This is a genomic window from Kitasatospora sp. NPDC088160, from assembly GCF_044741445.1.
Lineage (GTDB): Bacteria > Actinomycetota > Actinomycetes > Streptomycetales > Streptomycetaceae > Kitasatospora.
The window spans coordinates 18,672-31,409 of record NZ_JBIUSS010000049.1 but is presented as its reverse complement, the minus strand read 5'-3'; the positions used below and the strand labels follow the sequence as shown (position 1 = coordinate 31,409).

The 12,738-nt window shown below is 68.9% G+C and carries 11 protein-coding genes; 2 read left to right on the top strand and 9 right to left on the bottom strand.

The features are described from left to right. Window positions 1-591: 591 nt before the first annotated feature. From ACIOGZ_RS41475 to ACIOGZ_RS41435, 9 genes are all read right to left on the bottom strand, one after another. Window positions 592-1,596: a hypothetical protein gene (locus tag ACIOGZ_RS41475; protein ID WP_363632180.1), complete on the bottom strand. Its 1,005-nt coding sequence runs from the start codon at window positions 1,594-1,596 to the stop codon at window positions 592-594. A 797-nt stretch (window positions 1,597-2,393) separates the two neighbouring features. Next, window positions 2,394-3,005, bottom strand: coding sequence for a hypothetical protein (locus tag ACIOGZ_RS41470; protein WP_363632179.1), 612 nt, complete (start codon window positions 3,003-3,005; stop codon window positions 2,394-2,396). After that, window positions 2,998-4,797: a type IV secretory system conjugative DNA transfer family protein gene (locus ACIOGZ_RS41465; RefSeq protein ID WP_400989827.1), complete on the bottom strand. Its 1,800-nt coding sequence runs from the start codon at window positions 4,795-4,797 to the stop codon at window positions 2,998-3,000. Before ACIOGZ_RS41465 ends, ACIOGZ_RS41470 begins: the two co-directional genes overlap by 8 nt. Beyond that, a complete protein-coding gene (locus ACIOGZ_RS41460; RefSeq protein WP_363632175.1) occupies window positions 4,794-6,161 on the bottom strand; it encodes an ATP/GTP-binding protein in 1,368 nt (455 codons plus the stop codon). The genes ACIOGZ_RS41465 and ACIOGZ_RS41460 overlap by 4 nt, the downstream gene beginning before the upstream one ends. A 4-nt stretch (window positions 6,162-6,165) precedes the next feature. Then, entirely contained in the window at window positions 6,166-7,653 is a 1,488-nt protein-coding gene (locus ACIOGZ_RS41455; protein ID WP_400989824.1) for an SCO6880 family protein, read from the bottom strand. Window positions 7,654-7,703: 50 nt separating this feature from the next. Continuing rightward, entirely contained in the window at window positions 7,704-9,068 is a 1,365-nt protein-coding gene (locus ACIOGZ_RS41450; protein ID WP_363632173.1) for a hypothetical protein, read from the bottom strand. After that, a complete protein-coding gene (locus ACIOGZ_RS41445) occupies window positions 9,068-9,280 on the bottom strand; it encodes a hypothetical protein (protein ID WP_363632172.1) in 213 nt (70 codons plus the stop codon). The genes ACIOGZ_RS41450 and ACIOGZ_RS41445 overlap by 1 nt, the downstream gene beginning before the upstream one ends. Before the next feature lie 49 nt (window positions 9,281-9,329). Continuing rightward, a complete protein-coding gene (locus tag ACIOGZ_RS41440; RefSeq protein ID WP_363632171.1) occupies window positions 9,330-10,103 on the bottom strand; it encodes a hypothetical protein in 774 nt (257 codons plus the stop codon). Between the two features lie 41 nt (window positions 10,104-10,144). Beyond that, on the bottom strand, window positions 10,145-10,480 hold the full coding sequence (locus tag ACIOGZ_RS41435; protein WP_363632170.1) for a hypothetical protein: 336 nt from the start codon (window positions 10,478-10,480) through the stop codon (window positions 10,145-10,147). A gap of 351 nt (window positions 10,481-10,831) precedes the next feature. Here ACIOGZ_RS41435 and ACIOGZ_RS41430 point away from each other — a divergent pair, with 351 nt between their 5' ends. Together ACIOGZ_RS41430 and ACIOGZ_RS41425 are read left to right on the top strand one after the other, a co-directional pair. After that, window positions 10,832-11,983: a hypothetical protein gene (locus ACIOGZ_RS41430; RefSeq protein ID WP_400989819.1), complete on the top strand. Its 1,152-nt coding sequence runs from the start codon at window positions 10,832-10,834 to the stop codon at window positions 11,981-11,983. Continuing rightward, on the top strand, window positions 11,980-12,717 hold the full coding sequence (locus tag ACIOGZ_RS41425) for a hypothetical protein (protein ID WP_363632166.1): 738 nt from the start codon (window positions 11,980-11,982) through the stop codon (window positions 12,715-12,717). The genes ACIOGZ_RS41430 and ACIOGZ_RS41425 overlap by 4 nt, the downstream gene beginning before the upstream one ends. Window positions 12,718-12,738 lie beyond the last annotated feature (21 nt).

Genomic DNA, 12,738 nt, shown 5'->3' with positions numbered 1-12,738 from the left:
CTCCACCAAGCCCCACTCGGCATCGGAGAGTTCATGGCGACGTATCACCACACCATGATCCACTAGCCAAGATCACTTTGACGACACTGCCTAGCCCGCTGTGGGTACTTGCCTGCGCCAGACTTTGGCTCCTGGAAGGGCGGCTACACCGGCCGTGGATCTGGGTCATTGACGGTACCTGGGGCGAAGGGCCCGCAACGGCTGGGCACGCCATCAGTGGTGACACGCCCAGCCGCAGTCGTCAGTACCGGACCCCACCAGGCCAGGAAGGGAGCCTCAGACACGCCCTATCCGGGGACGCGGCCACGGCTTCCGCCAGCCACGGCGCCACCGCCACGATGGCCAGCCGAAACAACCGGCGGGGTGATCTTTCCCTGCTCCCTCAAGATCATTTTGCGGGCGTCGTCTGGGTCTCATCGAGGTTTCGCTCTCGGCATCTCCGCCAGAATCGACTGGATCGGTTGCTCGGCTTGGCCTCTCGCAACTCCATCGCAGCACCACCGCCGCAGACAAGGTCAGCCGGTCGAGGCCCCTGGGCAGCGACCCCGTGTGACCCCAGTGGCCTTGTCCAGCCCAGTCCCTGGCGGCGGCTTAACGGTCACGTCCCACCGACCCGCTGCGGTCGAGGAGTTCGTGGAGGCGTTCGGGGGGAAGGGTCGGATTGGCGGCCGCTCCTTCGGCGAGCTCCGGGTCGTCCAGGAGGGTTTCGACCAGGTCGAGGGGAAGTCGCGGATTCGAGGCCGCGGCCCGTCGGACTCGCATGTCCGCATCGCGCAGCAGGCCTACAGGAGGTAGACGGAGCCTGTGGTCGGCGGCAGCCAAGGCGCGGACCTGCGGGTCGGGGTGGCTGAGGAGATGGTCCAGCCCGGTTCGCGGAAGCCGCTGCAGGGTCAGCAGGTACGCACGTTGAGACGGCAGGGCGAGGAAGGCGCCGAGGACGATCGGGCCCGGCGCCAGCGGGTGGTTGAGGGCGAGCAGGTGGCGCACCTGCGGATCGGGATCGCCGGCCAGGCGCCGCACCGCTTCCTGCGGCAGCCGCGCGCAGGTCGCGGCCACCCGGCGCAGTACGGGTTCGTCGGAGCGAGCGCATTCCTGGTACCAGTGCGTCTGCGGTTCCAGGAACATCTCGCTGGCCCGGCCGATGCAGTCGGCCGTGTGGCCGAGGACCCGGTCGATGGCGGCGCACTGCGGCCAGGTCCGCGGCAGCGGGTGGAGCAGGGCGCGGGAGGGAACGGTGCTGTCCGGATCCTGGGCGAGTTCCGTCAGTACGGTCGCAGGCAGGATGCCAGCCCTCGCCGAGACTTGCTCGCGTACTTTCGGGTCACCATCGCGGGCGAGCCGCGCGACGATCGCGGCGGGGGTGTGGTGGTTGTGGGCCAGCGGCCGAAGGTCACGCCGCTCGGCGAGGCACCGCTCGGCCACGGTGACAGAGACGGCGTAGATGGTGAGCAGCTGGTTGCGGTGGTGGCTGTCGTGGTCGGGGAGTTCGGCCCGCATCGCCTCCGGGTCCAGGATCCGGTTTCGCTCGCGTGCCGCCTCGGCGACCCCGGTGACCGGGTCGGCCAGCAGCGCGCCACGTTCCGCTGGGGTGAGCATCGGCCACAGGGCGAGGGCCCCCGCCCGCAGCTCCGGGTTCGGATGACCGGCCAGGCCACGGCGAAACGACTGTGGGATCTCCCGGAGAATTCAAGCTCGGACCTGATCTCGTCCGCCGTCAGCAGCTGCTCCTCGCCTTCCTCATCCCATGCGGTCAGCAAGGTCTCCAAGGCCTCGTCGGGCAGCGCCTCGGCCGTTCCCAGGCGCGGGCGCGGGCCTGCGGCGAGGGCCGCGCGCACGAGGGTGTCGGGGTCCTGGGCGAGCCGTCCACGCAGATCCGCAGCGGCGTGCCGGTTCCGGGCGAAGGCCCGGCGGGCTGCCGGCTCGGGATGCGTGAGGGCGGCCTCGACGACCTCGGCGGGCAGCGCCCGGTCAGCGCACCGGACGGGCCACACGGCGCGCACCCGTGCCGACAGCAGGCGCAGCAGCACCTCGGACGGGGCCGCCGGATTGGCGGCGACACCGCGCAGCCAGAGCACAGGTAGGGGAAATGGACGCACCGGTTCATCGTGCCACCCGACCGGCACCCCGGACCGACCCGGGGCACCGAGCCCGGGCAGTGTCCCCGCCGTACCGCTCTCCGGACCGCACCACCTCGGCAAGGGGACGTGAGCACTGTGCCCAGGACGTCCCGATCCCTGTCTCCGGTCTCCGCACGCTCTTGACGCTGGCCGTGCCCTCAGAGGCCGGTTCATGCTCGGGTAGGTGACGGTGTCATGGGCGGCGGGGGCGTGTGGCGAAGAACGTCGCGCCCAAGGAACAGACGTTGGCCCACGACGGGTCGGCCTCAACCCGCCCTATGGCTGCGGTTCGCCTGGGTCCGTGGGCGGCGGTTCCACCGGTTCGACCGGCTTTTCGGGCTCAGTCTCACGGGGCGGCCCGGCTTCCAGAAGTTCCTCGCGGTAGGCGGCGTCAGCGCTGAAGGGGACGCGCGACTTCGGTTCGTGGAAGCCGTTGACGCACCCGCCGAGCCAGTTGCGGTTGATCCGCTCGACTGCCCTGGCCAGGGCGTCCTGCCACAGGTAGGGGGAGGCGCCGACGTCCTCCTCCGAGTCGTATGCGGAGGAGTGCGATGTCCACAGGGCGGTCAGTTCCTCGACGACGGATGCGTGCTGCCACCAGCACTGCCGGGGTAGTTGCTCGGTCGTCAGCTCGTAGGCGTCGGAAAGCCACAGGACCCAGTCCACGAACTCCGGCCACAGAGCAGCCGCCTGCTCGTCGTCCATCGACCGCCACAGCACCGGCACGCCGGGGGCCCGGTCGGACGGCCCGTGACCTTCGCTGCCTCCACCGGAGCCGCCGGCCGCGGGCTGACGTTCCTCCAGTGCGGCCAGGCGGACCGCGACCGACGCCAGCTCGGCGTTGATCGAAGCGAGTTCGTCAAACAGCGGGTCGAACGCGTCAGGCACCTGCGTCCACCTCCGGGTTGACCATGGCGAGTGCTTCCTTGGTGGCCGCGGCGATCTCGGCGGCCCGCGGGCCCTCGTGGGCCCGCACGAACCGCACCCTCGTCGCCGGGGTACGTCGATGAACCAGCAGACCCGTCCGCTCCTCGAGCATGCGGATGTCACTGGGCTCCAGCGCGGCCCGGCGCCGGACGGACAACGAGGAGGACACCCGGTCACCGTCGTCGGAAACGGACTCGGTGTCCTCGTCGAACTCTCCCACGAGCGCGGAGTATGCCTTGAGCTCCTGCTCGTCGGAGACACCACCGAGGATGATCTTGGCGGTGGCGGCGCCGAACAGCTTGCGCACACCCGTCTGCCCCCACCGCTCCTCCGCCTGCGCGAGGTTCTGCAACACCGCCGCAACGAAGATGTTCTGGGAGCCGCTGACGGACATGAAGCTCGGGATCTGCGGGAGCGGCGCCACATTCGCGAGCTCGTCCAGGAAACACCCCAGCGGAGGATCGAGCCGGCCGTTGGGCATCCGGGCGGCGACCTTCTTCGCCGTGTCAAGGATCGCCTGCACGAACGTCGCCAGGACCGGCGCCAGCGCGCTGCCTTCCTCCTCATCCCCGATCAGGAACAGGGTGCCCCCACCGCGCAACCACGCCTCGATGTCGAAGTTGCTCTCCCGCGGCGCGAAGATCCCGGCGACCCGCTCGTCGTACAGCGCGAGGAAGCTCTGCTCGGCGGTGCGCCACGACGCACTGCGCTCCTCCGGCGCTGCCGCGTGCTGGGCCGCCAGCGCCCGCGAGAGTGCCACCTTTCCCCGCCGGGCGAGGATGTCCACCGCCTCCCGCTCCGCTGGCGAGGTCGCCCACCTCAGGATGTCCAGCGCACTGCGCCCGTCGAGGGCGGCCGCATGCAGCCAGCACGTGATGAGCATCTTCGCGTTCATCACGAAGTAGCCGCCGTTTTTGGTGCCCTCATCACTCTTGGTGGAGGCTGTCAGGGTTTCGGCACGGCGTCGGGCGATCTGGAAGTCCTCGCAGCCGTCGGTCAGCGGCCACGCGAGCTGGTAAGGCCAACCGGACAGGCCCGTGGCGTCCAAGGCCATGACCTTGCCATGGCGCTCACGCAGCTTCGCAGCCGAGAAGAGGACATCAGTCTTGCTGGAGGTCGCGAGAACGGTGCCCTGGAAGTCCAGAACCGCGGGCAGGATGAACTGACTGGTCTTGCCCTCGCGCGGCGGCGCGACGATCAGCAGGCTCTCCTCGATCGTCAGCCACAGCGGAATCTGCGCCGGGTCGGCGGTCCCGCAGAACACTGCGACCTCACGCACGTCTACCGTGCCGGCCGCCGCCTTCGACAGGCTCGGGCGCAGCGACGGCACCCGGCTCAGTGCCTTCGTCTCGCCCATGGCGGTCTCGAGCTGTTTACGGGTTGCCAGGCCGTCCGATCCGTCGGCCAGGCGCCGCTGCCAGCGCAGCCACAGGGCCTTGGCGATATAGAAGGCGCCGGCACACTCGCCGGCGAACAGCCCCCAGAAGGGGACCGGTCCGCCCACACCCGAGCCTGCGGGAAAGGCCGCCGCCGGCTCGGCGAAGTGGATGAACACCCCGGCCGACGCTGCGCCCGCTTGGGTCCAGGCAATCCGGGCCGGTCGGTGGTGGGCAGGGATGCCGGACAGGAACGCGGCAAGCCAGGTGAGGGCGGACAGGACGACGAGTCCGATGATGAGGCTGATCCACCAGGTGTCCCGGCCCAGGCGCAGTCGCGTGGCTGTGATCGGGGAGGCCACTTTGTTCATGCTCATGCGGCGCGGCCCTTGTGGAGGGCGATGAGGGGCGCCTCTGAGCCGTTGGTGAACTCACGGCGTTTCTCGCTCATCCGACTGTTGGTGTTCGTGAGCCGGACCTCGGTGGTGGAGCGGATGTGCTGGACCAGGGATATTCGTCCGCCGACCTGCCAGACCGCTCGGCCGGGCGCGCAGACGTTGGCGCCGTCGACGATGGCCTCCCGGGCCCAGACGGGGAGCTGCAGGTAGTCGGCGGTCGCGTCCGCGTCGGACTTGTCGAGGTGGTAGATCACCCGGGTGGCGGTGAGTTTGAGGATGGCCATCGCCTCGGGGGATTCGTCGACGTCCACGTCGCTGAGGTGGTGGATCACTCCCACGAACGACAGTCCCAGGCGGCGGCCGTAGCGGACGAACTCTTCGAAGAGGCGGGCCACCGGCCGGTGGCTGAGGATGTGCCAGGCCTCCTCGACGATCAAGGTGCGCTTGATTCGGTCGCCCGGGCGGATCCAGCCGAACCGCAGCCACGGCCCGATCACGGACATCAGCAGTGGCATCGCCACGCCCTCGCGTGGAAGACGGGTCAGGTCGAAGACGATGAGCCGTGCGTCGAGATCGATGCCGTCGGTCGTCGGCCCGTCGAACAGGCCGGCCAGGTCACGGGAGGGGGAGCACAGCTCATCCATGACCAGTGACGCGGGGCGTCCCCAGCGTCCGAGCTCCGCCGCGGGCACGGTCTTTCTCCCGAGCTCGGCGGGCTCCGGGGCGGTGAGCGCGTTCAGCACGTCCGAGAGCACAGGCACCCGGTCTGCGGTTGCCGCCGTGGCGACGGCCGCCTGGTGGGCTATGGAGAGGGCGAAGCGGGTCTCCGCGGTCATCTCCCCGTCGATGATCTCGATCATCGAGCAGAGGATCTTGAACTGGTGCTCGGAGGGGATGCGGCGATCGAGCGGGTTGATCCGCACCGCCCCGGCCTCGCCACCACCACCGTAGACCAGCCGGATCGGCACAATGCCCAGCGCCCGGGCGATCGGGTCCCACTCGCCGACCCCGTCCTCGCCCTGCGCGTCCAGGACGGCGAAGGCCCGGTCCTGGAAGCGCAACTGACGCAGCACGTAGCACTTCTCCAGGGCGCTCTTGCCGTAGCCGCTCTTGCCCAAGATGAGGATGTGGCCACTGGGCAGCCGCTCGCGCGCCGAAGGGTCATACAACACGAACGGGTCGTAGATGAACGCCTTTCCAGAGTACATCTCCCGCCCGACGATCACCCCGCGCGGGTCGCCTGTCGGCGCGCCGACCGCCGGGTACAGACCACAGGCCTGCGCCGTGGTCGTCCGCAGAGCCCTGCGGCGGGTCTGCCGCTGGGGCCGGAGCATCTCCAGCATCCCCTCAGCCCTTCAGCAGGCCGCCCGCCAGCGGCAGCGTGTTCGCGTGGGCCCGGAAGTGCTCGTGATCGCACCACTCCAGGCTGAGGTTGGCGCGGGTGGCCTGGGCCCGCAGCAGGTCGCGGTGCTGGCGCAGCTTCTCCGCGTTCGGCGCGGTGACGGTCACCCATCCGGCAAGGCGAACGCCGGCGGCACCGTTGGCTATGTCGTGCATCGTGGCCGTGGCGGTACGCCGGTCCTTGGACTCCCGTGGGTCGTTGACCTTGCCGGCCTTGCTGTCCGCTTGCCCGATCTCGTTGGTGACGTCCGCCATCGCCTCACGCAGCGCTTCGTCACTGGTGACCAGGTCCATCGTTACGGAGACCGTGAAAATGACATCCTGGACATACAGCAGTAGCGGCGCCAGGAAGTTGACACCGACCGGCAACACGGGAAGCTGCTTCCACCAGGCGGTGACGCTGTGCCAGGCTTCGGTGCCCTCCCAGCTGCGGGAAAGCATCACGGCCGGATCCCGCGCGTCGACCTCTGATGGCCACGCCGTCGTTCGGTCCATGCCCCGGGTGTCGTTGATCCAGTGACTCGGGTCGTAACTGTGGTGGAACCAACTGGCCAGCGACGGTTCATCCAGGTTGCGCACCCACCGCAACTGCGCGAGACCGAGCCGCCGGATGAACTCCTCGAGCTCCTTGCCGAGCACGATCCCGAAGCCCTCGTGCAGAGTGCGGTACCGCAGGGCCTCCGCGACCAGTTCCGCGTCGTAGGGGATCCCCACGACGATCAGCAGACGCCGGTCCTCGGCGGAGATCGCCACCATGCGCAGCAACTGGTCGTAGGAGTCGTGGAGCCACTGCGGGGCGGACGGGTCGCGTCGGGCATGGGCGTCTCGGGCATGGGCGTTCGGATCGGTCGGCACCACCCGGCTGACCCATTGCAGTCGGCGTATGCGCCCGACGGAGTCGGCGTTCGACTTCAGCAGGAACTCCCACGCGCCGACCAGTGCCTCCTTGTCCTCCGCATCCAGGCCGCCGAAGTTCTTCTGACCCTCAACCTCGATCGCTGCCGTGAACATCGCCTCGTCGGTCTGCAGCAGGATCGCCAGGTCCCCGTAGGCGGTGCGGGCGCGGATCCACTCCACGTCCGGGATACCCGGCGGCGGTGCCACCTTCATCGGGCTGCCGTCCCCGTGCCGGCCTACCTTCGGTGCGACGGACCTGTAGAGCAGGCGCCCATCACGCAGCAACCGGCGGTGCGTGCGCCGGATTTCGAACCACTTCAGAAAAGTCCGGCCCTGCCACGGGGCCAGCGTCGCCCACCCGCAGATTCCCGCCGTCACGGCGAAGCCCAGCAGCTTGAGCGGAATGCCGGGCGCCACCCAGAGAAACAGCAGCCCGCCCAGCACACCGGCGGCGAGCACCACCTGCTCGTCCATCTCGAGACGGCGGCCCAGCAGCCCGCGCGGCCGAGGGCGGGGAAAGAGGAAGGTTCGTGGCATCGTCACTCCTGAAGGATGGCGGGTGTGTTTTCTGCTGGCCGGCTCCTGGCTCACTCACCGTCGTAGGGGGGCTCCTCCACCGGACTGCCATCCGAGAAGGTCTCGGCTGGCGCCGTCGAAACTGACAGGGCCGCGTCGGCGAGCGGCGCCGGATCCTCACCGAATCGGGCGGGACCCGAGGCGGTGCCGCCCGACAAGCTCCCACCCCCCACAGACTCCGACGGGCCTGCGCCCGGGCCGTCGTCAGGCGAAGCCGCACCGGCGACGGGGTCCTGCTGCGGGTCCTCGGCCTGCGGCACGTCGGCCGAGCCGGGCTGTGCCTGCTCGTCCACGTTCTGCGTCTGACCGTCAGTGCCCTGGGTCTGGTCGGGCGAGCCTGCAGCACCGTCGACGGCGGCCGTCTCGTCGCCTTGGCTGTCATCCTGCTCAGTTGCGGCGGTGGCTCCGTCCACCCCGCGCATCGCGGCGGCCTCGACCTCCTGCCCGCCATCCCCGGCAGCCCTCGCTAGACCGCCGCCCGGTGCCGCCTCGCCGCCGACAGCGGCGGCGGCGCCCTCGGCCCCGTCGCCGAAACCGGCCTCACTGTCGTCGTCGGAGGAGCCTCCGAGTTTGGACTTGATCTCACCGAAGCTAGACCTGGCGGACTGCGCAGCGTTGGAGAGGCCGCCCTCCATCTGCTTGCGCGAATTGAAGACGTCCTGGACCTGGTCGCCGAGGATCGGCACGAACCTGGCGACCTGGAAGGGGAGGTACAGGGCCAGGAACAGAAGGGCCAGTGCCGTCAGGATGGTTCCGAACGCCTGGGCGATACTGGCCTTGTCGCTCTTCTGCTCGGCCAGCAGCGCACTGGCGAGGGCCAGGGTCGTGAAGGTCACATACTTCGAGGCGATGATCCCTGCGAGGATCCCGAACCACCGCTTGCTGTGGCCCCAGAGGTCCCTGTCGACCAGCCCGGCGAAGACGGTGGGGCCAAAGACCAGACCGGTGTAGATGAGGGCGTTGCGGACGATGAGCTCGAGCCAGACACCAAGGATCGCCATCAGCAGGAAGAAACCGACTGCGATGACGATGACCGCGCCCCCCGGAATGAAACACAGGATGGCGAGCATGCCTCCGAGCACCGCCCCGATCTTCACCAGGTCCCAGCCGACAGGTGCCAGCATCGCGTCCGCGATGCCGTCGAAGACCTGGGTCATGTAGGCGATGCCCAGCGGAGCGAAGGCGGACGTCATGACGGACAGCAGGAGGTATCCGATGGATTCGCCCAGCGCCCGCAGGGGATCGACGCCTTGGAACGCCCGCTTCGCGACGGCCACGAGCCAGAGCACGACAGTCAGGAAGACCGAGGCGCCGAAGGCCATGGTGTAAGTCCGGATGAAGCCGGCGTTGCTCCAGTCGATCTGGGTGATACCCATCAGCGTGTGAGGTCCTCGGTCAAAGAGGTCATGGCGCTGACGACGGAATTGGAAATCGTTTTGGCGACATAGCCGAGCGGATCCTTGGCGAAGTCGACGATCTCTTTGGCGCCCTCGACGGCGCCGCACACCACATCCGCGAAGGGGACCTTGCAGAGGGCGTCGGAGATGCCATTGGCCTGGGCAGGCGGGGCTGCGATGACGGTCGTCATCGCAGCAAGGGCGCAGCCCAGCGCGAGTACGCCGCGGCGCAGCGGTGTGTCAGCCCACGTAGGGAGGCGCATCGAAATCCTTGTCCGTTGAGGAGAAGACGTCCACCGAGGTGGGCTGCTGGCCGGTCGACTGCAGCGGGGTCGGACCGGGCGTGACCGAGATCGACGACGCCTTCCAGTCGCCGTCGTGCCAGACGAGGGCGATCGTGTAGGTCGTCCAGGAAGCCGAGACGGGGACCGGGGCATTGGCCGTCGGCAAGCCGACGATGCCGCTCATCCAGACACTGACCGTGGCCACCTGGGGCGAGTAGCTGACGACCCTGGACCCGAGGGCGGACGCCCGCGCGATCAGTTTGTCGGCGGTGTCGGCCGTCAGCCCCAGGGCCGAGGAGAACCGGGCAGCAGCGGCGTTGTCGTCCTTGATCTGGCCGGCCGCGGCATCGGACGCCATGATCGTGTTGAGGATGCGCTCACGGGCCGTGGAGTCAGTGAGATAGCGCGTGCTCGACCGCGCGATCTCATAGTTGACCGCCGCGGCAACCGCCCCTTCCCGTGAGTTGCTGTAGCCGACCGGGACACCTTCGACCAGCCTTGACGCGGCTGCTTGGCCGGTTGCGCCGGCCCCGGCCAAGCTCGAACCACCCGCCGCCTCGCTCGCTTTTCCGGAAGGCGTCGGGTTGTCCGCAGTGCCGCCGGAGCCGCCCTGGCCACGGCCTATCAAAATGGCCCCCAGAACCACCGAAAGTAGGATCGCCCCGAGAATCATCAAGGGACCCCGAAACGGGGTCGGCGCCTTCGGCGGAGGCTGTTCGTCGCGCAGCACGCGTGTACCGCCATCGTTGGCGGCAGGAGTGCGGCGGGGCATCAGATGCCCATTCCGTAAACAATGGTGAACAGTGTTCCGATGGACGCCACAATGAATGCGGCGATAAGACTTCCCGCGAGCTCCTTTTGCCCCTGCTTGACCTGGACCGTGTCATGCTGAGAGTTCCCGACCTTCAGGTGGATCACGCCGATCAGGGCCCGCCCCAGAAGGATCAGAATCACCGCCGCCATGATGGCCTGGATGACCGTTCGTGCCGTTGTGCCGACTGATGCGAACGGGCCCCAGTCCGGGGCCAGCCCGGTGACCAGGCCGTCCACCGTCCCGCCGTGCTTCGGTGGCGGGTCAGCCGCGAGGCTGACGTCCTGCAGTCCCATATGCCCACCCTGTTCCCCTGCCTCCCGCGCTGCGCGGGAGATCCCCTGATGAAAGATCAGCGCCTCAGAAAAGAGGCAGGTCGCCAGGCAGGGAGATCAGGCACACATTCCCGGTCCAGCCGACTCGGAAGCCACCGAAACGCCTGCCGAACCCTGGCCGATGCCCCGGACCTCACAGCCAACGTGCCTGGCCCCGCCATTACACGCGCTCAGGCCGTCTGATGGCATGCCGGATTGACGGGAGGCGCCGTGGAATCCGCAGGGCGGGAACTCTGGCATGGAAATCCCGGTCCCCGGAAACTACGCCGAACTCCCTGAGACCTGCGCGGATTCGCAAGACAGAGTGAGGCGGTGAAGAAGAGCGCCTCGATGCTCGCTGTCGTGCCCGTGGCAATGTCAGGCCTGTTGTTGGTCTTCCTTGGAGGTATGGGTGGAGCCAGCGCCAATGCCAACGCCGTGACCTGTACCGGCTCCCTCGCGTCCGTCGGCAGCGGCGCCCAGGGCGCGGGCACATCGGTCTCCGCCACCGGATGGGAGCCGCCCGTCGGGCAGGACGGCGCCGTGGTCGTCGTACCGATCAGTCCCCAGGGCCCGCAGCAGAACCCCTCCTGGAGTGAGCGGCAAGTCCGCAACGCGTCCACGATCACCAACGTCGCACGGACCCGTGGGCTCAGCCCCCGAGCGGCGGTCATCGCCGTCGCCACCGCGATGCAGGAGTCGACGCTGGAGAACCTCGACCACGGTGACCGGGACAGCATCGGGCTCTTCCAACAGCGGCCCAGCCAGGGTTGGGGAACCACGGCCCAGATCACCGACCCGGTGTACGCCTCGAACAAGTTCTACGACAGCCTCATCAAGACCAACAACTGGCAGACACGGCCGCTGACCCAGGTCGCTCAGGCCGTACAGGGCTCCGGGTTTCCCGATGCCTACGCCAAGTGGGAACAGAGCGCCGGCGGACTTGTCAGCACCACCTGGGGGACCGCCGCCGTCACCTCGGTGTTCGCCGGCTGCCAACCCTCCTCGAGTACGGACACAGCAGCGGACCCCGCCGCGGACTTCACCGCCAAGAACCCTCGAACCGCCACCCAGGCCATCGCGGCCGCGCGAGCAGGCACGGCTAGCGGCCGATCCGACTTCCATAACCATTGCGACAACTTCGTGGCGCAAACCTACGGTTGGGGATCCTCCGGGTCAGACTCCGCCAACGTGCACTGGCAACGCCTCGTCGCCAGCGGCGACGCCCACCCCGGGGACAACTCACCACCCGCCGGCGCACTCCTCTTCTACGACAGTGGCAGTGAATACGGCCACGTCGCCCTCTACCTCGGGGGCGACATGGTCGCCAGCACCGACATCGCCGGCTACGGCACGATCGGCATCCGGCCCCGGTCCGACGTCACCAACGGAACCTGGCGAATGCGCTACCGCGGCTGGGCCGCACCGGCCTTCCCGTCCGCCAGCGGCGCCAGTACCCTTCCTGTCCCCGGAGGCACGACGTGACCGACACCCAGGTGCGCATCAGCCCGGACGCCACCGCCCTCATCAACGGCGAACCCCTCCACGTCCCGCCCGGCATCGACCCGGAACACGCCGTCCTGCAGCAACTCACCCTCGACGCGGCAGGCTCAGGAGCCCCCCTCGCGGCGGACATCCACGACACCCGCACCGAACAGCACCTCAGACTGCAGATCAACCCGGACGGGAGCACCAACCTCCTGGCCCCAGGAGAGCCACTCTCCCCACCCGCCCCCTCCACCGCACCCCTAGCCGACCAGCGACGGACACCCCCCGAACCCGACCAGGCCCTGCAAGCGGTGTACGAGGCAGGCCGCGCCCACGACTTCGCCCAAGCCGCCGCCAGAGCCGACCGCATCCTCGCCGACCTGACGACTTCTCACGGAGAGCGCCACCCCGCCACGCTCACCACAGCCGGGGTACGAGCCGACCTCGCGTGGATGACGGGCGACTACCGCTACGCCGCAGAGCTGTGGACCTACATCGCCGAGGGATGGGCGAAGACCACAGGACCTGAAAGCAGGCCCGCACGAACCAGCGCCCGCCAAGCCGCCGCCTCCTGGAGAGACGTCCCCGACACCGAGGCCATCGCCTGCGGACAGCCGCTCCTGGCGATGCTCCTCGCCATCGCCCCCACCCCCGAGACCAACGCCACCGTCCTCGCAGTCCGCCGACGGATAGGACACCTCACCGGCGGAGCCCGACCCGCGCTACCGTAGACCTTCGAACGGAAAGGGGGG